General features: G+C 68.6%; 25 protein-coding genes. 13 read left to right on the top strand and 12 right to left on the bottom strand.

Going from position 1 to position 20183, the window contains the following annotated elements:
- Position 1: 1 nt before the first annotated feature.
- Positions 2 to 538, bottom strand: a complete 537-nt coding sequence (locus tag VF592_RS11145; RefSeq protein ID WP_331005693.1) for an N-acetyltransferase — start codon at positions 536 to 538, stop codon at positions 2 to 4.
- Between the two features lie 97 nt (positions 539 to 635).
- Between VF592_RS11145 and VF592_RS11140 the strand changes: the two genes are divergently transcribed.
- Positions 636 to 1019, top strand: a complete 384-nt coding sequence (locus VF592_RS11140; protein ID WP_331005692.1) for a dihydroneopterin aldolase — start codon at positions 636 to 638, stop codon at positions 1017 to 1019.
- Positions 1016 to 1357: a Rossmann fold domain-containing protein gene (locus VF592_RS11135; protein WP_331005691.1), complete on the top strand. Its 342-nt coding sequence runs from the start codon at positions 1016 to 1018 to the stop codon at positions 1355 to 1357. Before VF592_RS11140 ends, VF592_RS11135 begins: the two co-directional genes overlap by 4 nt.
- Here VF592_RS11135 and VF592_RS11130 read toward each other — a convergent pair.
- Positions 1291 to 2169 (bottom strand): hypothetical protein, encoded by an 879-nt coding sequence (locus VF592_RS11130; protein ID WP_331005690.1) that lies wholly within the window; start codon positions 2167 to 2169, stop codon positions 1291 to 1293. The two genes, VF592_RS11135 and VF592_RS11130, sit on opposite strands and share 67 nt — an antisense overlap.
- Before the next feature lie 214 nt (positions 2170 to 2383).
- Between VF592_RS11130 and VF592_RS11125 the strand changes: the two genes are divergently transcribed.
- From VF592_RS11125 to VF592_RS11100, 6 genes are all read left to right on the top strand, one after another.
- Complete coding sequence (locus VF592_RS11125) at positions 2384 to 3064, top strand: TonB family protein (RefSeq protein WP_331005689.1); 681 nt, start codon at positions 2384 to 2386, stop codon at positions 3062 to 3064.
- Between the two features lie 55 nt (positions 3065 to 3119).
- Positions 3120 to 3941, top strand: a complete 822-nt coding sequence (locus tag VF592_RS11120) for a MotA/TolQ/ExbB proton channel family protein (protein WP_331005688.1) — start codon at positions 3120 to 3122, stop codon at positions 3939 to 3941.
- Between the two features lie 93 nt (positions 3942 to 4034).
- The gene (locus VF592_RS11115; protein WP_331005687.1) at positions 4035 to 4520 is read left to right on the top strand and encodes a biopolymer transporter ExbD; all 486 of its coding nucleotides are present in this window, start codon (positions 4035 to 4037) and stop codon (positions 4518 to 4520) included.
- Between the two features lie 39 nt (positions 4521 to 4559).
- On the top strand, positions 4560 to 4979 hold the full coding sequence (locus VF592_RS11110; RefSeq protein ID WP_331005686.1) for a biopolymer transporter ExbD: 420 nt from the start codon (positions 4560 to 4562) through the stop codon (positions 4977 to 4979).
- A 39-nt stretch (positions 4980 to 5018) separates the two neighbouring features.
- Complete coding sequence (locus VF592_RS11105) at positions 5019 to 5447, top strand: biopolymer transporter ExbD (RefSeq protein ID WP_331005685.1); 429 nt, start codon at positions 5019 to 5021, stop codon at positions 5445 to 5447.
- 245 nt (positions 5448 to 5692) lie between these two features.
- Complete coding sequence (locus VF592_RS11100) at positions 5693 to 6058, top strand: tetratricopeptide repeat protein (protein WP_331005684.1); 366 nt, start codon at positions 5693 to 5695, stop codon at positions 6056 to 6058.
- Positions 6059 to 6310: 252 nt separating this feature from the next.
- Here VF592_RS11100 and dcd read toward each other — a convergent pair whose 3' ends face one another.
- A complete protein-coding gene (dcd, locus tag VF592_RS11095) occupies positions 6311 to 6865 on the bottom strand; it encodes a dCTP deaminase (protein ID WP_331005683.1) in 555 nt (184 codons plus the stop codon).
- Here dcd and VF592_RS11090 point away from each other — a divergent pair.
- Positions 6864 to 7517 (top strand): MOSC domain-containing protein, encoded by a 654-nt coding sequence (locus tag VF592_RS11090; RefSeq protein ID WP_331005682.1) that lies wholly within the window; start codon positions 6864 to 6866, stop codon positions 7515 to 7517. The genes dcd and VF592_RS11090 overlap by 2 nt on opposite strands.
- Before the next feature lie 13 nt (positions 7518 to 7530).
- A complete protein-coding gene (locus VF592_RS11085) occupies positions 7531 to 7797 on the top strand; it encodes a hypothetical protein (protein WP_331005681.1) in 267 nt (88 codons plus the stop codon).
- 15 nt (positions 7798 to 7812) lie between these two features.
- On the opposite strand, the gene VF592_RS11080 is transcribed toward VF592_RS11085, so the two are convergent.
- Both VF592_RS11080 and VF592_RS11075 read right to left on the bottom strand, forming a co-directional pair.
- A complete protein-coding gene (locus tag VF592_RS11080; RefSeq protein WP_331005680.1) occupies positions 7813 to 8265 on the bottom strand; it encodes a cytidine deaminase in 453 nt (150 codons plus the stop codon).
- Between the two features lie 2 nt (positions 8266 to 8267).
- Positions 8268 to 8750, bottom strand: coding sequence for a UPF0262 family protein (locus tag VF592_RS11075; RefSeq protein ID WP_331005679.1), 483 nt, complete (start codon positions 8748 to 8750; stop codon positions 8268 to 8270).
- A 91-nt stretch (positions 8751 to 8841) separates the two neighbouring features.
- On the opposite strand from VF592_RS11075, the gene VF592_RS11070 reads away from it, so the two are divergent.
- Complete coding sequence (locus tag VF592_RS11070) at positions 8842 to 10335, top strand: replicative DNA helicase (RefSeq protein ID WP_331005678.1); 1494 nt, start codon at positions 8842 to 8844, stop codon at positions 10333 to 10335.
- Between the two features lie 88 nt (positions 10336 to 10423).
- Here the strand turns inward: VF592_RS11070 and VF592_RS11065 are convergent, their stop codons facing one another.
- Positions 10424 to 10960 carry a hypothetical protein gene (locus tag VF592_RS11065; RefSeq protein WP_331005677.1) on the bottom strand — a complete coding sequence of 179 codons (537 nt, stop codon included), beginning with the start codon at positions 10958 to 10960 and terminating at the stop codon, positions 10424 to 10426.
- A 178-nt stretch (positions 10961 to 11138) separates the two neighbouring features.
- Between VF592_RS11065 and VF592_RS11060 the strand changes: the two genes are divergently transcribed.
- Positions 11139 to 13229 carry a DUF3857 domain-containing transglutaminase family protein gene (locus VF592_RS11060; RefSeq protein WP_331005676.1) on the top strand — a complete coding sequence of 697 codons (2091 nt, stop codon included), beginning with the start codon at positions 11139 to 11141 and terminating at the stop codon, positions 13227 to 13229.
- Here the strand turns inward: VF592_RS11060 and VF592_RS11055 are convergent.
- The 6 genes from VF592_RS11055 to VF592_RS11030 form a co-directional block, all read right to left on the bottom strand.
- Positions 13226 to 13984 (bottom strand): phosphoadenylyl-sulfate reductase, encoded by a 759-nt coding sequence (locus VF592_RS11055; protein WP_331005675.1) that lies wholly within the window; start codon positions 13982 to 13984, stop codon positions 13226 to 13228. The genes VF592_RS11060 and VF592_RS11055 overlap by 4 nt on opposite strands.
- Positions 13977 to 14435 carry a DUF934 domain-containing protein gene (locus tag VF592_RS11050; protein ID WP_331005674.1) on the bottom strand — a complete coding sequence of 153 codons (459 nt, stop codon included), beginning with the start codon at positions 14433 to 14435 and terminating at the stop codon, positions 13977 to 13979. The genes VF592_RS11055 and VF592_RS11050 overlap by 8 nt, the downstream gene beginning before the upstream one ends.
- Entirely contained in the window at positions 14428 to 16059 is a 1632-nt protein-coding gene (locus VF592_RS11045) for a nitrite/sulfite reductase (RefSeq protein ID WP_331005673.1), read from the bottom strand. The genes VF592_RS11050 and VF592_RS11045 overlap by 8 nt, the downstream gene beginning before the upstream one ends.
- Positions 16060 to 16062: 3 nt before the next feature.
- Positions 16063 to 16359 (bottom strand): DUF2849 domain-containing protein, encoded by a 297-nt coding sequence (locus VF592_RS11040; protein WP_331005672.1) that lies wholly within the window; start codon positions 16357 to 16359, stop codon positions 16063 to 16065.
- On the bottom strand, positions 16356 to 17144 hold the full coding sequence (gene cobA, locus VF592_RS11035) for a uroporphyrinogen-III C-methyltransferase (RefSeq protein ID WP_331005671.1): 789 nt from the start codon (positions 17142 to 17144) through the stop codon (positions 16356 to 16358). The genes VF592_RS11040 and cobA overlap by 4 nt, the downstream gene beginning before the upstream one ends.
- 74 nt (positions 17145 to 17218) lie before the next feature.
- Entirely contained in the window at positions 17219 to 18163 is a 945-nt protein-coding gene (locus tag VF592_RS11030) for a DUF808 domain-containing protein (protein ID WP_331005670.1), read from the bottom strand.
- 90 nt (positions 18164 to 18253) lie between these two features.
- On the opposite strand from VF592_RS11030, the gene VF592_RS11025 reads away from it, so the two are divergent.
- Positions 18254 to 20089, top strand: a complete 1836-nt coding sequence (locus tag VF592_RS11025; RefSeq protein WP_331005669.1) for a DUF885 domain-containing protein — start codon at positions 18254 to 18256, stop codon at positions 20087 to 20089.
- The last annotated feature ends 94 nt before the right edge of the window (positions 20090 to 20183 follow it).

Genomic DNA, 20183 nt, shown 5'->3' with positions numbered 1-20183 from the left:
GTTAGGCCGCGGCGGTGCGCGCGTCCAGAGCGGCGGCGTGCCCGCGGGGCCCGAGCCGCCCGGCGACGTCGGGGACCCCGTCGCCGCGCGCGAGCAGCCGCCGGGGCTCGACGGGGCCGGGCAGGCGCCAGCGCGCGGTACGATCGGCGGTGAAGCCGAAGAAGCGGCCATAATATTCCGGATCGCCGATCAGCATCATGGCCCGGTCGGCCCCTTGCCCCTCGGCCGCGGCGAGCGCCCGCGTCATCAGCGCGCGGCCGATACCCCCCTGTTGATGCGCCGGATCGACCGCGACGGGGCCGACCATGACGAGCGGACGGACCAGGCCGTCATCCCCCGCCAGCGCGATCGGCCAGCATTGCACCGTGCCGACCAGCACGCCCCGATCCACCGCGGCGACGCTGAGTTCCGGGATCGCCGCTGCCGCGCCGCGCACCTTATAGGCGGTGCGCGTGTGGCGATCGGGGCCGAATGCCCGGTCGAGAAGGTCTTCGACCGCGACCGGATCGACCTGGGCGAGGGGAAGGTGGTTCAACAAACGGGGTCCGATCGGTGAAAAGGGGCGCGGCCTAGCGGAGCGCGGGGGATCGGGGAAGGGGATCGCGCGACCCGCTGCGTCTGCTAAGGACGCCGGCATGAACGCCCCCCCGAACGACACATTGGAACTAGAGGTCCATGACATGGAGGTGCCGGTGCTGACCGGCATCTATTCGGAGGAGACGCATCTTCCCCAGCCGCTCCGCATCTCCGTGTCGGTCGCGCTCGACGCGCCGGGGCGGTTCGAGCCGGATACGCCCCTGTCGGCGTCGAAGAATTACCTGGACCTCAAACATGCCGCGACCGGCGCGTTGCCGCCCGGCGTCCATTTCACGCTGATCGAGGGGGTCGCCGACCATATCGCCGAAACGCTGTTCCTGCAGGACCGGCGCGTGCGGCGGGTGACGGTCAAGATCGTCAAGCTGGCGATCAGCGAGAATGGCGAGGCGATCGGCATCACCCTGGTGCGACACCGGCCGTGATCGATCGGCCGGCGAGCCTGAGGGTGGCGATCGGGCCGGGTGGCGACCTGGTCGCGCCGGTGCGATCGGCGGACGCGGAATCGGTGCTGGTGCTGATCGACCCGGCGCTCGACCCGCTGACGATGGCGCAGGCGCGAGCGGCCATCGGCCCCTTCGCGATCGAGCGCGCGCCGGGGACGCGGGTGAACGCGCTGCTCGCGGCGCCGGACGCCGACCCCGCCGATGTCGCGGCGGCCGCGCGCTTCCTGGAGGGCGCGCGGTCGACCACGGGTCAGCTGCTGGAGGTCACCGCGCGCGACCGGCCGCACGCGCCCAACCGGTCGAGCACGAACCGGTAATCCGCGCGCGCGCGGGCGGCGTCGGCCTCGGCCAGCTGCGCGGTCGCCGCCTCGGGCAGCGCGGACGGCAGGCCGCAGGCGAGCCGATACCAGAGGAGCGTGTCGCGCGCGGGCGGTTCGGCGGCTTCGTCGACGATCTCCGACAGCGCGACCGACCAGCGAACGGCCTCGCCCGGGCGGCGGAGAACGGAAAGCGAAACGGGCTTGGCATCGGCGGTGCGCAGGAAGATCTGCGTCTCGCCCTCCCCCGGCAGCGCGCCGGGGACGTGAAAGGCGCCGCCCACCCCGGCGATCGCGGGCGGGGCGTCGCCCGCGACCAGCTCGCGCGCGATCCGGCGAACGCGGGCGTCGGTCGCCGGGGTCCAGGCGATCTGCGCATCGGGGGCGGCGAGCTGGAGCTGGGTCGGGCTGCCCGGCACGGGGCGCGCGAAGACGAGCACACGCTGCTTCCTGAGCTTGGGCACGCGCCCGCGCGCGTCGAGCGGCAGGTCGAGCAGATAGCCGATCCGCGGCGGCAGCCCGCCCGGCCCACGGATCAACGCCGCCGCGTCGACCTCGACATAAAGCCGCGCCGCGCCGGGCGCCAGGCCGGGCGCCTCCGCCGGCTTGATCCGCGCGGTGGAGCGGATCGTGGCGTCAATGATCACCGGACTGGCGAGCACGAGATCGGCGAGATCGGCATAGGGCAGGGCGCCCTGCTCGCCGGCGGCGACGGTCGCGGGAACGGGCTGTTGCGCCGTCGCGGGACAGGCCAGCGCCAGCAGCAACGCGATCGGGAGCGGGCGGCGAAGAACAGGCGGAGCGATCTGCATCCGCGCGCCGCTACGCCATTCGTTCTGAATGTTACAGAAACAAAAGCGGATTCCGCGGATTGGTGCTTTGTTGCGCCCGACAAAGCATTTGCACGGTCGTTAGCCTCCCGTTAGGACATGGGGCGACCGTGCAGGGATTTTGGCCCGTTGCAGCGGTAACCGGCGCGACGCTACGGCAGCGTGAACCGGAATTATAAAGGAGTGACGTTGCCGAATGGCCTATGCCGACCAAAAAGCGTCATCGGGCAAGATCATCGCGATGATTATCGTCGCGGTCATCCACGCGGCCCTTGGCTACGCTCTCGTCACCGGCCTCGCGTACAAGTACGTCAAGGCGGCGACCGAGAAGCTGAACACGTTCGACGTGGAAGAGCCGCCACCCCCGCCGCCGCCCGAGGAGCCCCCGCCCCCGCCGCCGGAGCAGCCCGACCTGCAGCCGCCCCCCGTGGTGTCGCCGCCGCCGATCGTGCGCAATCCGAACCCGCCGCCCGTGGTGATATCCTCGGTGCCGACCCCGCCGCCGGTCTATATCCCGACGCCGATCGCCGCACCGCCCGCCCCGCCGGCTCCCGCACCCGCCCCGCCGGCTCCGCCGCGCGTGTCGCAGCGCGCTTCCGCAAAGGGCGATCCGAATCGGTATTTCAGCTCGGACAATTATCCACCGGCGGCATTGAGGGCCGAGGCCGAGGGCCGTGTCGCCGCGCGGATCACGATCGGGCCGAACGGACGTGTGACCGATTGCGTGGTGACGTCGTCGAGCGGTAATGCCGATCTGGACAGGGCCACGTGCTCCGGCGCGAGACGCGTTCAGTACAGCGCCGCCCGCGATGACAGCGGTAACCCGATAAGCTCCACCAGTTCGGTGGCAGTTCGTTGGACGATGCCCAGAGACTGACGTCCCGTTCCGATTTCACCCCGATAAAACCTGATCCAAGAAGGATAGATAAACGATGCTGACCACCATCCTCGCCGCCGGCGGCGCCGCCGCCACCGGCGAATCCCCCTACGGCCTGTCGGCCGCGCTGCGCGAAGGCGGCCTGATCTCCCAGTCCGTGTTCGCCATCCTGGTGATCATGTCCGTGGTCTCGTTCTACATTCTCTTCTCCAAGCTGTTCGAGCAGCAGAAGATCATGAACCAGGCCAAGCGCGTGCGTCAGGCCTTCTGGCAGTCCAACTCGCTCCGCGAGGGTTCGGCCAAGCTCGAGAAGAACTCCGCCTACAAGCAGCTCGTCGACGACGGCCTGATGGCGCAGGAGCAGCATACCCGCCTGACCGATCCGGTCGAGGCGCATGACTGGCTCCACGGCTCACTTGCGCGGTCGGAAGCGTCGATCAACTCCAAGCTCGGCTCGGGCCTGGCGTTCCTCGCGACGGTGGGCGCGACGGCCCCCTTCATCGGGCTGTTCGGCACCGTCATCGGCATCTACCGCGCGCTGATCAAGATCGGCTCGTCTGGCCAGGCGTCGATCGACGCGGTCGCCGGTCCGGTCGGCGAGGCGCTGATCATGACCGCGCTCGGCCTGGTCGTCGCGGTGCCCGCGGTGCTCGCCTATAACTGGCTCCAGCGCCGCAACAAGGCGATCGCGGAGGAGCTGTCGTCCTTCTCGAACGACGTGCTCGGCTTCCTGGCGTCGAACGGCGCGGTGCGTCCGACGACCGTCAAGGCGGCCACCGCCGCGGCCGGCTCCACGGCACGTCCCGCGACCGGCGCGGCCGGCACGCCGGGCACGACGACCGCGGGCCAGACCGGCGGCGTCCAGCATCGCTCGTAAGTTCGAATCGGGCGGGGCCGTCGCGGTGACGGCCCCGTCAACCTGGCCGGCGGATCAGGACGCCGCGCCGAATATCGTTAGGATGACACGCCCATGTCGATGAGCGTTGGTGGCGACTCCACCGAAGACAAACCACTGTCGGACATCAACACCACGCCGCTGGTCGACGTGATGCTGGTTCTCCTGATCATCTTCCTGATCGCGATCCCGGTCGTGCTGCAGACGGTGCCGTTGAAGCTGCCGGCGGTGCGCTTCGACCCGACCCAGACCAAGCCGGAGAACGTGTCGCTGTCGATCTCGACCGCGCCCGACGGGACCTGCGCCGTCTATTGGAACACCAGCCGGGTCGGCCACCAGGAGCTGGAGGACCGCGCGGTCGCCAAGCTCAAGGCGGAGATCGCGCGGCAGGGCGGCGTCGGCAACCCCGCGCTCGAGCTGCCCGAGGCGCATATCCGCGGCGACGTGAACGTGCCGTGGCAGTGCGTGGGCGGCGCGATCTACACCATGCAGCGCGCCGGTTTCGCCAAGGTCGGCTTCATCTCCGAACCGCCTCCCGGCGGCGCGGTGGTGCGTACCTAAGATCGTTATACCCAAGTCCGTGAGTCAGGAGTATCTGAAATGTCGATGAGCGGTGGCACCGAGGACGGTGAACCCATGATGGAGATGAACACGACGCCGTTGATCGACGTCATGCTCGTGCTGCTGATCATGTTCATCATCACGATTCCGATCCAGACCCATGCCGTGAAGGTCGACCTGCCGCAGGGCGGTGAGCCGAACATAGTCGATACGCAGAAGAACAAGATTACGATAAATCCCGCTGGCTTGGTCGCTTGGAATAACGTCCCTGTTAATGACGTGACGTTGCGTCAGTTTCTCGATCAGTCGGCAGCAGTAACCCCCGAGCCGGAGTTGCAATTTCAACCTGATCCGAAGGCGCGGTACGACGTGGTCGATCAGACGCTGGCGGTCATTAAGCGTTCGAACATCACTAAGCTCGGGTTTGTCGGCAACGAGCAGTATTACCGTGACTTCTGATCTGCATAGGGTCGAGGCTAGTATTCAGGAGCATATGCAATGTCGATGAGCGGTGGCACCGAGGACGGTGAACCCATGATGGAAATGAACACGACGCCGTTGATCGACGTCATGCTCGTGCTCCTCATCATGTTCATCATCACCATCCCGATCCAGACCCATGCGGTGAAGGTCGACCTGCCGGTCAACGATCCGAACCAGCAGCAACCGCCGGTCGATCCGCAGAAGAACAAGATCACGATCGATCCGGCCGGGCTGATCGCCTGGAACAACGTGCCCGTTAACGAGGTCACGCTGCGCCAGTATCTCGACCAGTCGGCGACGATCGTGCCCGAGCCGGAGTTGCAGTTCCAGCCCGACCCCAAGGCGCGCTACGAGGTCGTCGACCAGACGCTGGCGGTGATCAAGCGGTCGAACATCAGCAAGCTCGGCTTTGTCGGCAACGAGCAATATTACCGCGATTTCTGATCCGATCGGGATCGGGCGACGGGCATGGGGCGGTCCTTCGGGGCCGCCCTTTTTCGTGTCCGCGCGACCCGATCCGGTCGGGATTTCACGCGTTTCGAACCGGGAGAGTCCGACAGCATGGCACAGCCCCGGCCAGGGTCGAGGCTCATCGTCCACCGCGCCGATTCGGTATGCCGATCCCGCTTGCACCGTTGTCACCTTCGCGTCATACAGATGTCATAACTCTGTAATGAAAGGACAGGCAAATGCGTGGACACTTTGTTTTGGCGGCGATGGCGATGGCGATGGCGACGACGACCATGGCCGCGCCGCTCCATGCCAAGGATCGCACGGGCTATCGCGCGATCGCCGCCGGCGACTTCGCCGCTGCGGAACGGACGCTGGTCGCCGAACGACGTATCTTCCCGAACCGGCCCGAGCTGATGCTCAACCTCGCCGCCGTCTATAGCCGCACCGGCCGTGTCGCCGAAGCGAGCGCGCTCTATGCGCAGGTGCTCGCGCGCCCCGCGACGATGCTGGATCTGCCATCGGGCCACGAGGTGTCCTCGCACAGCCTGGCGACGACGGCGCTGGCATCGCTCCCGAGCAACGTGGCGATCGCGTCGCGCTGAACCCCGGTCCCGGTCGCCTCGGTCCAGGCCGGGAATCCCGGCCTGCCGGGCGCTTTCTAGACTGGATCGACATCCGTTCGAGCTACAAGGCGGTCATGATCGTCGATCGGATGTTCACGCGAAGGCGCGAAGGAAGTCGGTTCGCGCGGAGGACGCGGAGATTTCCCGTCCGGCGTATGCGGCCGCCCGGACTCCTTCTTCGCGCCTTCGCGTGAACCTCGCCAAGACGCCACGCCGAATGTCGACCTCGCCCTAGAGGCGCGGCGGGGTGACGCCGGTCTGGCGCATATATTTGCCGGCGCGGTCGGCATAGCTGACCTCGCAGGGCTCGTTCCCGGCCAGGAACAGGAACTGGCACGCGCCCTCATTGGCGTAGATGCGGGCGGGCAGCGGCGTGGTGTTCGAGAATTCCAGCGTCACATGCCCCTCCCAACCGGGTTCGAGCGGGGTGACGTTGACGATGATCCCGCACCGGGCATAGGTCGACTTGCCCAGGCAGATGACGAGCACGTCGCGGGGTATGCGGAAATATTCCACCGTCCGCGCGAGCGCGAAGCTGTTGGGCGGGATGACGCAGATATCGGTCTTGCGGTCGACGAAGCTGTTCGCGGCGAAGTCCTTGGGATCGACCACCGCCGAGTCGACATTGGTGAAGATCTTGAACTCGTCGGCGACCCGCGCGTCATAGCCGTAGGAACTAAGGCCATAGCTGATGCACCCGTCGCGCCGCTGACTCTCGACAAAGGGTTCGATCATGCGGTGCGCGAGCGCCTGCTCGCGGATCCAGCGATCGGATTGGACGGACATGGTGACGCTCCCCTCGCTGCCGTCTTCGCCCGAACGCTTCGGGGCGGCAAGGGGCATTGACGGCGGCGCGGCCGGGGCGGACGATCAGCTCTTTGGGACGGGAGAGCCGATGCGCGCCGAGGTCCATGCCGTATCGCGATCCGGCGTCCATGAGTTCTCGAAGCGGCCGGCGGCGGCCATCACGCTGCTCGCCGGCCTGGGGGCCGAGGGCGACGCGCATCTGGGTGTGACGGTCCGGCACCGGTCGCGTGTCAGGGCCGATCCGACCCAGCCGAACCTGCGCCAGGTCCATCTGATCCACGCCGAACTGTTCGACGAACTCGCGGCCAAGGGCTTCGCGATCACGCCCGGCGAGCTGGGCGAGAATGTCACCACGCGCGGGGTGGACCTGCTGGGGCTGCCGCGCGGAACGCGGCTTCGGCTGGGCGCGGCGGCGGTGGTGGAGGTGACCGGGCTCCGCAATCCCTGCGCGCAGATCGAGCGGCATCGCCCGGGGCTGCTCGCCGCGGTGCTCGACCGGACGCCCGAAGGCGCGCTGGTCCGCAAGGCCGGGGTGATGGCGATCGTGATCGCAGGCGGCGCGGTGCGCTCGGGCGACGGAATCGGAGTCGACCTGCCGCCGCCACCCCATGAGCCATTGGTGCCGGTGTGATCCCGATCGCGGCGTGCGCGTCGTGATCCCGTCGAGGCGTGCGGCGGTCCAGATCGCTTACGTGCTCCGGCGCCGGTCATTGCGGCTGCTCCGCTGGTCCAGTCGCGGGGTCAAGGTGGCGGCGTTCGACCGGGCGGGCGCGTCGCTGCTGGTCCGCAACGGCTATGGGCGGAGCGATCACTGGGTCCTGCCCGGTGGCGGGGTCGGGCGGCGCGAGACGCCGGAGGTGCGGCGGATCGCGGAGCTGTGCGGCGAGCGCGCCCTTGACGGGGAATGGTGACCGGCTTGCCGGGGGTCAGAGCCCCAGATCGGCGGGGCCGAAGCTGTGGGGGAGCAGCGCGGACAGGCGGTGCGCCTCGATCCGGTCGCCGGTGATGCCGCCGCACCACACGTCCAGATCGCGCCCGCCCAGCTGCGCGGCTTCGTTCAGCACCTGGCGGCAGCGACCGCAGGGGCGGACGGGGTCGGTGCCCTGCGCCGCGCTCCCTGCGTCCATCATGCCGCCCACCACGCCGATCGCGACGATGTCGGCGAGGCGGCCGGCCGCGCTGGCGGTGGCGATCGCGACGGTCTCCGCGCAGAGCGACAGACCGTAGCTGGCGTTTTCGACATTGGCGCCCATGACGATCGTCCCGTCGGTCAACAACGCCGCCGCGCCGACGGCGAAGCGCGAATAGGGGGCGTGCGCGTGGCGAGCGGCCTGACGGGCCGCGGCGATGAGACGGTCGCGGGTCTCTGGGTCGGTCATGGTCATCCCCGGATGTGGAGCACGCAGATAAGCGTGAAGAGGCGGCGCGCGGTGTCGAAGTCGACCTCGATCTTGCCAGCCAGCCGCTCGCGGAGCAGCTCGGCCGCCTCGTTGTGGAGCGCGCGCCTGGCCATGTCGACCGTCTCGATCTGTTGCGGGGTCGAGGCGCGGATCGCCTGGTAATAGCTGTCGCAGATCGCGAAATAGTCGCGGATCGGGCGGCGGAAGCGGCCTAGCGCGAGCACGAGGGTCTCGAGCAGCGTGTCGTCCTCGCGCTTGATGTGGAGCGCGAGCCGGCCTTCCTCCACCGACAGCGCGATGCGGTAAGGGCCGGCATAGCCGTCGGGATAGGCGCGCGCGGGGGCGAAGTGATTGCCCTCGATCAGGTCGAAGATCGCGATGCGGCGTTCCTGCTCGACATCGGCCGACCGCCACAGGATCGTGCGCTCGTCGAGCGACACGTCGATGATGCGCGGATCGGCCATGTTGTCGCCTTAAGGGCACGGCGCGAGGTTATCCACGCTTTCCAGGCAGTGCAGCTTGAGTGACGCGGCGGGGTCGGCCAGACGGGCGGGCATGGCAACGCTCGTATTCCCGACTCCGACCCCCGCCCCCGAACCCCAGCAGCTGCCCCGCAACGTCGAGGCGGAGGCGGCGATGCTGGGCGCGATGATGATCGACAACCGGCTGGCCGACGACCTTATTGACCGGCTGGAGCCCGCGCATTTTTTCGAGCCGCTCCATGGTCGCATTTTCGCCGCGATCAAGACGCTGCGCGCGAACGACATGCTGGCGACGCCGGTGACGCTCAGGCCCATGTTCGACGCAGACGAGGGGATGAAGGAGCTGGGCGGCCCCGCCTATCTGGCGAGCCTGACCGGATCGGGCGCGGGGCTGATCGGCGCGCGGCAGTTCGCGACGCAGATCTACGATCTGGCGATGCTGCGCGCGCTGGTGACGGTGGGCCGCACCCTCGTCGACCGGGCGATGGACACGTCGGAAGAGGTCAATCCGCGCGGGCAGATCGAGCTGGCGGAAGAGGAACTGTTCAAGGTCGCGGCCGATGGCGGCGCCGAGAACGCGGTCAAGTCCTTTGCCCAGGCGACGACGATGGCGGTCAAGATGGCCGAGCGCGCGCTCAATTCGGGCGGCAACCTGTCGGGCGTGACGACGGGGCTCGATTCGATCAACGCCAAGATCGGCGGGATGCATCATTCCGACCTGATGATCCTGGCCGGGCGTCCGGGCATGGGCAAGACGGCGCTGGCGACCAACATCGCCTTCAACGCGGCCCGGCGCTGGATGCAGGACATGCGCGACGGCATCGCGCCCGCCGACTCGGTCGGCGCCAAGGTCGCCTTCTTCTCGCTGGAGATGAGCGCGGACCAGCTGGCGACGCGCATCCTGGCCGAACAGTCGAAGATCAGCTCCGAATCCTTGCGCATGGGCAAGATCTCCAAGGCGGAGTTCGGGCAGCTGGCGGCCGCGGCGGCGGAGCTGGAGAATCTGCCGCTCTACATCGACGATACGGGCGGCCTGTCGATCGGGGCGCTGCACACGCGCGTCCGGCGGCTCCAGCGGCGGCACAATAACGAGATCGGGCTGGTCGTCGTCGATTATCTCCAGCTGCTGACGGGCGGCGGCAAGGGGTCGGCGGAGAACCGGGTGCAGGAGATTTCGGAGATCAGCCGCGGCCTGAAGACCCTGGCCAAGGACCTGAACGTACCGGTGCTGGCGCTGTCGCAGCTCAGCCGCGCGGTCGAGCAGCGCGAGGACAAGCGGCCCCAGCTGTCCGACCTGCGCGAATCGGGGTCGATCGAGCAGGACGCGGACATGGTGTGGTTCGTCTACCGCGAGGATTATTATGTCGCCGCCAAGGAACCCAAGCGGCCGAGCGAGGGCGATGACGGGCGGACCTTCGACGACCATGCGAAATGGGCGGCGGACATGGAGCGGGTCTATGGCCTCGCCGAGCTGATCGTCGCCAAGCAGCGCCACGGCGCGACGGGCAAGGTGACGCTGAAGTTCGACCCGATGTTCACGCGCTTCTCGGACTATGCGGGATATTGAAGCCGGATAGGCTCTCGGCCGCTATCACTCACCCGAGCGGGCGAGCGCTTTCCTCCCCGAGCCCGGCTCGGGGAGGATCGCGAAGGGCTCAGTAGGCGGCCGTCGTCGTGCCCGTGCGGGCGTTGGACGAGTTGTGGCCGCCATTGTCCCGCAGGATACGCTCGACCATCGAGGCGTCGGCCGTGCCGCCATGCGTGTCGATCGACACGAAGGTGCCGCCGCGGCCGATATGGTCGGAATAATAGGCCGTATCTTCCTTGGAAACGCCATGCTTGTTGAGCATCTCGTTCAGCCCGCCCGCGGCCGCGCCGAGCGCGCCGCCGATGATCGCCGCTTCGGGAGCGGCCGAGGCGGCGATGGCGCCGAGCGCCGCGAGCGGGCCGACGCCGGGAATGGCGAGCGCGGCGACGCCGAGCCCCGCGCCGAGCGCGCCGCCGCCAAGCAGGCCGCGGATGATGCTGCCATGGGCGTGGTGCGTTTCGCCGGTGCCGCTGGTCTCGGTGGTCTTGCCGTCATGCTTGACGATGATCGACAGCGCGCGGTCGGGAATGCCCGAGGCGCGCAGATCGGCCAACGCGCGGTCGGCTTCGGCTTCGGTGTCGAAGACGGCGGAAACATGGGTCATAATCGGCTCTCCATTGCGGCCCGGATCGTCGGGTCTGGCGGGAGAACGGCGGGGGCGGAGCAGTGTTCCCGCTCGTCCGAACAGGACGATCGGCGTCTCGTCGGTACGGACAGGGGCTTTCAAGACGGCATTGCCACGCCCGCGTCCCGCGCTATCATCCGGGAAAAAGGGGTCGGCGATGCGGGGATGGTTGCTTGCGGCAGGATGGGCAGCCGCGTCGTCGACGGCGGCCGTCGCAGCGGAGCCGTCATCGCGCGGGATCGTCTACGCCCCGGCGCCGGGCTGGGTCGTCGCCGCACCCGTGCCGACGACCAGTGCGACGCCGCCGGGGATGCCGCTGCGGGTGATCTATGCCGATACACAGGTGCGGCTGGGCGCGGATGCGGACGAAACCCATACCGCCTACCGCGTGAAGCTGCTCGCGCCGGAAGCATTGCCGCTGGGCAATGTCACCTTGGAATGGAGTCCCGCCACCGACCGCGTAACGGTTCACGCGCTCAGGATCCTGCGCGAGGGACAGGTGATCGACGTGCTCGCCGGGCAGAAGTTCGACGTGATCCAACGCGAGAACAATCTCGAACGCTCGATGCTCGACGGAGCGCTGACCGCGACGTTGCAGGCGCCGGGGCTCAGAGTCGGGGATGAGCTGGAATTCGCGGTGACGGTTCGGAGGCGCGATGCCAATCTGGGCGGACTGTCGCAAGGCTTCACTCAGCTTCCGCCGAGCGGTGTGCTGGGGTCGTATCGGCTACGGTTCCTGTCGCCCAAGGACCGGGGCGTCCGGTGGCGGGCGACGGCGGACCTCGTCGCGCCTAGCGTCGCGGTTCGCGGTACGGAGGAGGAGCGTGTCTATGAACTGAGGGACCCGCAATCGGTCATCCCGGCCGAGGGAGCCCCCGCGCGCTTCGCGCTGCACCGGACGTTGCAATATTCCACGATGGCCGATTGGGCGGCGGTGTCCCGCCAGCTCTGGCCGATGTTCGACGCGGCCTCGAGGCTGAAGGCCGGGTCGCCGCTCCATGCGGAGATCGATCGGATCGCCAGGGCATCGACCGAGCCGACCGCGCGGGTCGAGGCGGCGCTGCGGCTGGTGCAGGAGCAGATACGCTATGTCTATGTCGGGCTGGACGGCGCCAATTACCGTCCGGCCAGCGCCGACGACAGTTGGACGCGACGGTTCGGCGATTGCAAGGCCAAAACGGTGCTGCTGGTCGCGGTGCTTCGCGGGCTGGGGATTCCGGCCGAGGCAGTGCTGGTCAATTCGGCCGGTGGCGATGGTCTCGACCAGCGTCTGGCGATGCCGGGCGTGTTCGATCATGTCGTCGTCCGGGCCACGGTGGACGGCCGGTCATATTGGCTTGACGGGACCCGGCTCGGCGATCGTCGGCTGGCGACCTTGCCGGCGCCCGGGTTTCGTTGGGGACTGCCGCTACGCGCCGCCGCCGCCGAGCTGGAAGCGGTCGAACCGGTCGCCCCGACCGTGCCGCTGGCGGTCATGGAGCTGGAGGTCGACGCGAGCGCGGGATATGCCGTGCCCGCCAAGGTCGCGGTCCGCCATATCATACGGGGCGATGAGGCGCAGGCCATCCGCGCCCGGCTCGTCAGCCTGACGGCGGCCGATGCCGATCGCGCCCAAAGAGCCTATTGGCGCGAGCAGGAGAATTGGGTCGAGCCGAGCCGGACGACGTGGCGCTATGACGAAGATGGCGGCGTCGTGGTGCTGAGCCTGAGCGGCGAAGGCAAGCCGAGCTGGGAGGGCGACGACAAGGAGGGCCGATCGCTCGACATCCTCGGGGCGGGGTTCACGCCCCCGGCTCCGCTCAAGCGACCCAAGGAGCAGGATCAGACGATCCCCTGGGCGACCGACTTTCCGCGCTTCCGCTGCTGGGCGACCACGATCAGGCTTCCGGCGAACGGCCCGAAGCGGCGTTGGAGCGTCGCGGCCAAGCCGGTCGACCGGCAGCTGGGCGGAGTGGATTATTGGCGGCAGGCATGGCTCGACGGCAATGTGGTGCGGACGGTCATGAGCCGCCGCACGTACCGGCCCGAGATCAGCGCCATCGAAGCAGGCCAGTTGAACGAGGCCTTGGCCGGGTTCGACAACAACATATCGCGCGTGTTCGAAGTCGCGGCCGGCGACGACGTGACCAAGCCGACAGCGGCGGCGGCGTTCCTCGCCAGGCCGATTGACTGGAGCAGTTCCGAGGCGCCATGCCTCGCGCCGGAGCGTCGCCGCACCGGATCCCACACCGTAAGGGCGGGAAGCTAGAAGATCGGGTCTTCGCCCGGCGTGTTGGCGACGTGGATGCCGCATTCGACCTTGTCCCAGCCCCGCCAACGGCCGGCGCGGGGGTCCTCGCCGGGCTGGACCTTCGAGGTGCAGGGTGCGCAGCCGATGGACGGATAGCCTTGGGCCTCCAGCGGATGGCGGGGGAGCTCGGCGTCGGCGAAATAGGCGTCGAGATCGGCCTTGGACCAGCTCGCCAGCGGGTTGATCTTGAGGCGGCCGGCCTCCGCCTCGAAGCGGGGAAGGGCACGGCGGGTGCCGGACTGGAAACCCTTGCGACCGCTGATCCAGGCGCCGAACGGCGCAAGCGCACGGCCGAGCGGTTCGACCTTGCGGACCTCGCAGCAGCCGTCCGGATCGTAGGACCAGCGCAGGCCCGTCGCGTCCTTTGCCGCCAGCAGGCGCGGATCGGGGCGGTAGACGCGCAGGTCGGTGAGGCCCAGCCGCTCGGACAGCGCGTCGCGGTAAGCCAGCGTCTCGCCGAAGATCTTCTGGGTGTTGGTGAAGATGACGGGCGTGTCGCGGTCGACCGCCGCGATCATGTGGAGCAGCACCGCCGACTCCGCGCCGAAGGAGGACACGGCGGCGATCCGACCCTTGAGCTCGCCCGTCAGCAGGTCGGCGAGCATGGCGGGGGCGGGGACGCCCGCGAAGCGTTCCTCGAACAGGGCCGCGTCGTCAGGGGTATAGACGCGGCCGGTGTCGATCCAGTCGAGCGCGCGCGCGGCACTAGCCATGACGCGATCTCCAGACCGGGACGGCCGCGTCGGCGGCGGGCTGATAATGGTGATCGTAGCGCGCCAGCGCACGCGTCAGGGCGGCGGCGTCGAGCTCCGCTTCGGGCGCGAAGCTGTCAAAGCCGCAGCGGCGCATGAAGGGAAGCTGGTCGACGAGCACGTCGCCCGCCGCGCGGAGCTCGCCCCGGTAGCCGCCCTCGCGCAGGATGCGCGCGGCGGAATAGCCGCGACCGTCGCGAAAGCTGGGGAAGCTTACCTCAACGAGCGCGAGCTGCTCCAGGAACGGCAGCAGCGCGCGCGCATCGTCGCCCGCCTCCAGCCGGACGGCGGTGGCGTTGGTCTGGCCGGCGACGAAGGAGTCGAGCGTGACGGCGGGCTCGTCATGCGGTTCGTCGTCGCGGAAGCGGAGCAGGGGCTCGCCGCCGATATCCGTCTGTTCGGCGTCATCCATAGATGGCCTCCTTGAACGGCTCCATGCCGAGGCGGCGATAGGTGTCGAGGAAGCGCTCACCTTCCGTGCGGACGGCGAGATATTTGTCGGTGACGCGCTCGACCGCATCGACGACGCCGTCCTCCGAGAAGCCCGGACCGGTGATCTTGGCGAGCGAGACGTCCTCTGCGCCCGACCCGCCGAGCGAGAGCTGGTAGTTTTCGGTGCCTTTCTTGTCGACGCCAAGGATGCCGATATGGCCGGCATGGTGATGGCCGCAGGCGTTGATGCAGCCGCTGATCTTGAGCTTCAACTCGCCCAGGTCGCGCTGGCGTTCGGGGCTGGTGAAACGGGCTTGGATCTTCTGCGCGACGGGGATGGAGCGGGCATTGGCAAGGCTGCAATAATCCAGGCCGGGGCAGGCGATGATATCGGTGATGAGGTCGAGATTGGGCTCAGCCAGCCCCGCCGCCGACAATCGCCGCCAAACCGCGTGGAGATCGGCCTGGCGGACATGGGGCAGGACGATGTTCTGCGCATGGGTGACGCGAAGCTCGTCATGGCTGTAGCGCTCGGCGAGGTCGGCCATGAGGTCGATCTGCTCCGCCGTCGCGTCGCCGGGGATGCCGCCCACGGGTTTCAGGCTGATGTTGACGATCGCATGGCCGCGCCGCTTGTGCTCGCGGACATTCTGGTCGAGCCAGACGGCGAAATCGGGATCGGACCGGTCGACCCCCTGGGGCGCGTCCGCCGCGTAGGGCGGGGCTAAGAACATGGCGGTGATGCGGTCGAACTCGGCCTGGGGAGGGTCGATGCCGAGCGCCTTGACCGCGACGAACTCCTCCTCGACCTGGGCGCGGTACGCGTCGGCGCCGATCTCGTGGACGAGGATCTTGATCCGCGCCTTGTAGATGTTGTCGCGGCGGCCGTAGCGATTATAGACGCGCAGGCACGCTTCGAGATAGCTGAGCAGGTCGTCGGCACCGACGAAGTCGCGGATCTCGGGGGCGATCATCGGGGTACGGCCCATGCCGCCGCCGACGAAGACGCGGCCGCCGAGCCGGCCGTCGCGCTCGACCAGCTGGATGCCGATATCGTGGAGGCGCATCGCCGCGCGGTCCTCGTCGGCGCCGATCACCGCGATCTTGAACTTGCGCGGCAGGTAGCTGAATTCGGGGTGAAAGGTCGACCATTGGCGCAGCAGCTCGGCCCAGGGACGCGGGTCGGCGACCTCGTCGGCGGCGGCGCCGGCGTACTGGTCGGCGGAGATGTTGCGGATGCAATTGCCGCTCGTCTGGATCGCGTGCATCTCCACGGTCGCGAGATCGGCGAGGATGTCGGGGGCGTCGGCCAGCTTGATCCAGTTATACTGGATGTTCTGGCGGGTAGTGAAATGGCCGTAGCCGCGGTCGTATTTGCGCGCGATATGCGCGAGCATTCGCATCTGACGGCTGTCAAGCGTACCATAGGGGATCGCGACACGCAGCATATAGGCGTGGAGCTGGAGATAGAGGCCGTTCATCAGCCGCAGCGGCTTGAACTGGTCCTCGGTGATCTGCCCGGCCAGTCGGCGCTGCACCTGGTTGCGGAACTCGTCCACGCGGGCATCGACGATCGACTGGTCGTATTGGTCGTATTTGTACATGGTTCAGATCACCCAGGAGCCGGCGGTCGGGTCGGCGGGTTTCAGCGTCAGGTCGGGGCGGACGGTGGGGCCGAGCGCGCGGATGCGGTCCTTGATGTGCGCAGGGCGCGGGCCGTCGGCGGTGAGCGTCGCGTCGATCACATAGGGACCGTTGACGCGCCGGGCGCCTTCCTCGGTGCTCGCGATCGCCTCGCCGCCCGCACCCACGTCGCAGGCCTCCTCGACATGGCGCGACCAGGTCTGGCCGGTCCACCAGATCACGTCGCCGGTGGGCAGGTCGTTGCCGGTCAGGAGCTTCATGCCACGCCTTCCGCGATGCGCGCCCAGCGCGCGAGCTTGTCCTGGGCGTCGGACAGGGTGACGACCTCGCCCACGACGATGATCGCCGGGCTCCGAACCGACTCGCGCGCGACCATCGGGCCGAGATCGGCGAGCAGGGTCTGGAGCGCGCGGCTGCCGTCGAGCGTGCCGCGTTCGAGCACCGCGACGGGCATGTCGGGGGCGACACCGTCGGCGATCAGCTTGTCGGCGATGTCGGCGGCGGTCGCGACGCCCATATAGATGACGAGGGTGCGGCCCTGGCCCGCCAGCCCCGACCAGTCCTGGTCGGCCAGCCCCTTGCACTGGCCGGCGACGAAGCTGACCGCCGAACTATGGTCGCGGTGGGTCAGCGGCAGCATCGCCTCCGCCGCGCAGCCGAGCGCGGCCGAGACGCCTGGGATGACCTCGACCGGCAGGCCGGCGGCGCGGACCGCCTCGACCTCCTCGCCGCCGCGCCCGAAGATGAAGGGATCGCCGCCCTTCAGCCGCACCACGATCGCGCCCGTGCGGACATGGGCGACGATCAGCGCGTTGATCGCGTCCTGCGGCAGGGTGTGCCGCGCGCGCCGCTTCGCCACCGAGATGCGCTGCGCTTCGGGTGGCGCGAGGTCGAGGACGCGGGGATCGATCAGTCCGTCATGGACCACCACGTCGGCGCGGGCCAGCGCCTCCACCGCGCGGACGGTGAGCAGGCCGGGGTCGCCCGGACCGGCACCCACCAGGATCACGCGCCCACGCGCGTCGGGATCGAGAAGCGTCGCCATGGCTGGGCAGATGGGCGGTGCGGGCTTGTGCGGCAATGCAGCGATGCTTTGCGCGGGGCTAGATCAGGTTTCGCCTAGTGCTTGGCGTCGTGCTTATTGGGACGGACAAAGTGGATCGCCCCGGCGATGATCGCGCCGACGATCAGGCCCAATATCCCGTCCGCCAACGTCTTGACGAACCAGCCGAAAAAGCCGCCGGCAAACGGCGCGGCGTTCCGAACCGTCTCCGCCCAGCCGTCGATGACGTGTTCGGGTCCCGCGAAGCCCAGGCCGGCCAGGCCGTGAACGAGGATCTGGCCGCCGACCCAGATCATCGCGGCGGTGCCCACCACCGACAACAGGCTCATCATCTTGGGCACCCCCAGCACCAGTCCGCGCCCAAAGGCGCGCACCGCGCCGGGACCGCGCGTCGACAGATGAAGCCCGATATCGTCCGCCTTCACGATCAGGCCGACCAGGCCGTAGACGCCGGCGGTGATGCCGATCGCCACAACGGTGAGCACGATCGCCTGGGTCAGGATGGGCGAGGTGGCGACATCGGCGAGCGCGATCGCCATGATCTCGGCGGACAGAATGAAGTCGGTACGGATCGCGCCGGCGACCTTGGTGTTCTCCAGCTCGGTCGAGTCGAGCGCGAGGTCCTCCGTCACGTCGTGATGCCCCCCGCCGAATGCTTCGAGCACCTTTTCCGCGCCCTCGAAGCACAGGAAGGCGCCGCCGAGCATCAGCAGCGGCGTGACGGCCCAGGGAGCGAAGGCGCTGAGCAGCAGCGCCGCCGGGAGCAGGATCAGCAGCTTGTTGCGGAGCGAGCCCTTGGCGATCCGCCAGATGATCGGCAGCTCGCGCTTGGGGCTGAGCCCGACCACGTAGCGCGGGGTGACGGCGGTGTCGTCGACGACCACGCCGATCGCCTTGCTGCCCGCCTTGCCGGCGGCCGCGCCGATATCGTCGAGCGAGGCGGCGGCGAGCTTGGTGAGCCCGGCGATATCGTCGAGCAGCGCGACCAGTCCGGAGGGCATGAGCGTCCTTATCGATAATTGCCAGACGGGCCTAGCCGGGGGGTGGGCCGGGCTCAAGGGCGGGACTTATGCGCGGCGCGAACGCGTCCTATGGACGGGCATCGTCCATGTCATTCGAGGTGCCTTCCTTTGCGCTACACCGTCGTCGCCCTGCTCCTCGCCGCCGCCCTTCCCGCGTTGTCGGCGGCCCAGACCGCGCCCGTCGTCCAGGCGACGGACGAGGGGGCGAAGCTCAAGCGGTTGTTCGCCGAAAGCGACGAAGCGACCTTGCGGCGCAACCCGCTCCAGGCCGTGCTGCGCGGTGACCTGCGCTATGCCGACCGGCTGGGCGATTACCTGACCGATGCGCACGCGCTGGCCGAGCAGCGCGCGGTCGCGCGCAACCTTCGGGGGTTGCGCGCGATCGACCGGGCCAAGCTGTCGGCGGTCGACCGGATCGCGTTCGACGTGTTCCGCACCGACAACGAGATCGAACTGCGCGGCTATTCCGCTGCCGTGCGGCGGATCACCGACGCGTTGCCGGTCAATCATTTCAGCGGGTTCCAGACCTTCTATCCCGAAGTCGCGTCGGGGGAGGGCGGAGCGCCGTTCAAGACGGTGCTGGATTACGAGAACAACCTGAAGCGCAACGGTGAATACGCGCTGGTCCTCGACCGGATGATCGCGCGGGCGCGGGCCGGAGCCGCGCGGGGGATCACCCCGCCCAAATTGGTCGTGCGCAACGTCATCGGGCAGATCGACAATCTGCTGGCGGGCGGGGTGGAGGAGTCGCTCTTCTACGCGCCGGTGAAGAAGTTTCCCGACGCGCTGCCGGCGGCGGACCGCGCGCGGTTGACGGCCGCCTATGCGGCGCAGGTGTCGACCGTGCTCAACCCGGCGCATCGGCGGCTGCGGGCGTTCCTGGCGGGCGAATATCTGGCGCGGGCGCGCGACACGGTCGGGCTGGCGGCGGTGCCCGGCGGCGCGGCGCTGTATGAGTATCTGATCGAGAGCAACACGACGCTGCCGCTGAAAGCGGAGGCGGTGCATCGGCTGGGGCTGTCGGAGGTGGCACGCATCCTGGGCGAGATGGAGACGCAGAAGGGAAAGGTCGGGTTCCGGGGGACGCTCGCCGAGTTCTTCCGCCATCTGCGCACCGATCCGCGTTTTCAGCCCAAGACGGCGGACGAGCTACGGCTCGCCTATGAGGCGGCGGGCAGGCGGGTGGATGCGCGGGTGCGCGAGCAGTTCGCGCTGATCCCCAAGACCGCGCTGGAGATCAGGCCGGTGCCGGCGTTCCGCGAGAAGACCGCGGCGGCTGGGTCGTACGACCGGGGCACGCCCGACGGCGCCCGGCCGGGCGTGTTCTTCTACAACAGCTACGACCTGCCCAACCGCTATCTGTGGGGCGTGGAGACCTTGTACCTGCACGAGGCGGTGCCGGGGCATCATTTCCAGGTCAGCCTGGCGCAGGAGAACGAGGCGCTGCCGGCGTTCATGCGGTTCGGCGGCAATACCGCGTTCGTCGAGGGCTGGGCGCTCTACGCCGAGACCCTGTACCCGGAGCTGGGCGTCGAGACCGATCCCTATCAGCGCATGGGCGGGCTGAACGACGAGATGCTGCGCGCGATGCGGCTGGTGGTCGATACGGGCCTCCACGCTAAGGGCTGGAGCCGCGAGCGGTCGATCAAGTATATGCTCGACAACTCGCCCATGCCCGAGAGCGACGCGGTGGCGGAGGTGGAGCGCTATATCGCGATCCCCGGCCAGGCGCTGGCCTACAAGATCGGCCAGCTCACCATCCTGCGCCTGAAGGCCAAGGCGAAGGCGGCGATGGGCGCGCGCTTCGACGCGCGGGCCTTTCATGCGCAGGTGCTCGACACGGGGGCGCTGCCGATGCCGGTGCTGGAGGCGAAGATGGATTCGTGGATCGCGGGGCGGCGATGAGCCTGTTCACGCGAAGGCGCCGAGACGCGAAGAGGTAGAGTGGGTTCACGCGGAGGCGCGGAGACGCGGAGGGGGCTTGCTTGACGCGACCGCC

Origin of the sequence: Sphingomonas sp., assembly GCF_036388435.1 — a bacterium.
Taxonomy (GTDB): Bacteria; Pseudomonadota; Alphaproteobacteria; order Sphingomonadales; family Sphingomonadaceae; genus Sphingomonas.
The sequence above is the reverse complement of the archived record's forward strand: the minus strand, read 5'-3'. Positions and strand labels throughout refer to the sequence as shown.

Excerpts from the sequence above, each read along its gene's own strand:
- VF592_RS11055 (WP_331005675.1), bottom strand. The coding sequence starts at position 13,984 with ATGGCTAGTGCCGCGCGCGCGCTCGACTGGATCGACACCGGCCGCGTC.
- VF592_RS11060 (WP_331005676.1), top strand. The coding sequence starts at position 11,139 with ATGCGGGGATGGTTGCTTGCGGCAGGATGGGCAGCCGCGTCGTCGACG.
- VF592_RS11105 (WP_331005685.1), top strand. The coding sequence starts at position 5,019 with ATGTCGATGAGCGGTGGCACCGAGGACGGTGAACCCATGATGGAAATG.
- VF592_RS11115 (WP_331005687.1), top strand. The coding sequence starts at position 4,035 with ATGTCGATGAGCGTTGGTGGCGACTCCACCGAAGACAAACCACTGTCG.
- cobA (WP_331005671.1), bottom strand. The coding sequence starts at position 17,144 with ATGGCGACGCTTCTCGATCCCGACGCGCGTGGGCGCGTGATCCTGGTG.
- VF592_RS11050 (WP_331005674.1), bottom strand. The coding sequence starts at position 14,435 with ATGGATGACGCCGAACAGACGGATATCGGCGGCGAGCCCCTGCTCCGC.
- VF592_RS11120 (WP_331005688.1), top strand. The coding sequence starts at position 3,120 with ATGCTGACCACCATCCTCGCCGCCGGCGGCGCCGCCGCCACCGGCGAA.
- VF592_RS11080 (WP_331005680.1), bottom strand. The coding sequence starts at position 8,265 with ATGACCGACCCAGAGACCCGCGACCGTCTCATCGCCGCGGCCCGTCAG.
- VF592_RS11070 (WP_331005678.1), top strand. The coding sequence starts at position 8,842 with ATGGCAACGCTCGTATTCCCGACTCCGACCCCCGCCCCCGAACCCCAG.
- VF592_RS11040 (WP_331005672.1), bottom strand. The coding sequence starts at position 16,359 with ATGAAGCTCCTGACCGGCAACGACCTGCCCACCGGCGACGTGATCTGG.
- VF592_RS11065 (WP_331005677.1), bottom strand. The coding sequence starts at position 10,960 with ATGACCCATGTTTCCGCCGTCTTCGACACCGAAGCCGAAGCCGACCGC.
- VF592_RS11125 (WP_331005689.1), top strand. The coding sequence starts at position 2,384 with ATGGCCTATGCCGACCAAAAAGCGTCATCGGGCAAGATCATCGCGATG.
- VF592_RS11075 (WP_331005679.1), bottom strand. The coding sequence starts at position 8,750 with ATGGCCGATCCGCGCATCATCGACGTGTCGCTCGACGAGCGCACGATC.
- VF592_RS11025 (WP_331005669.1), top strand. The coding sequence starts at position 18,254 with ATGGACGGGCATCGTCCATGTCATTCGAGGTGCCTTCCTTTGCGCTAC.
- dcd (WP_331005683.1), bottom strand. The coding sequence starts at position 6,865 with ATGTCCGTCCAATCCGATCGCTGGATCCGCGAGCAGGCGCTCGCGCAC.
- VF592_RS11090 (WP_331005682.1), top strand. The coding sequence starts at position 6,864 with ATGGTGACGCTCCCCTCGCTGCCGTCTTCGCCCGAACGCTTCGGGGCG.
- VF592_RS11140 (WP_331005692.1), top strand. The coding sequence starts at position 636 with ATGAACGCCCCCCCGAACGACACATTGGAACTAGAGGTCCATGACATG.
- VF592_RS11110 (WP_331005686.1), top strand. The coding sequence starts at position 4,560 with ATGTCGATGAGCGGTGGCACCGAGGACGGTGAACCCATGATGGAGATG.
- VF592_RS11045 (WP_331005673.1), bottom strand. The coding sequence starts at position 16,059 with ATGTACAAATACGACCAATACGACCAGTCGATCGTCGATGCCCGCGTG.
- VF592_RS11030 (WP_331005670.1), bottom strand. The coding sequence starts at position 18,163 with ATGCCCTCCGGACTGGTCGCGCTGCTCGACGATATCGCCGGGCTCACC.
- VF592_RS11100 (WP_331005684.1), top strand. The coding sequence starts at position 5,693 with ATGCGTGGACACTTTGTTTTGGCGGCGATGGCGATGGCGATGGCGACG.
- VF592_RS11130 (WP_331005690.1), bottom strand. The coding sequence starts at position 2,169 with ATGCAGATCGCTCCGCCTGTTCTTCGCCGCCCGCTCCCGATCGCGTTG.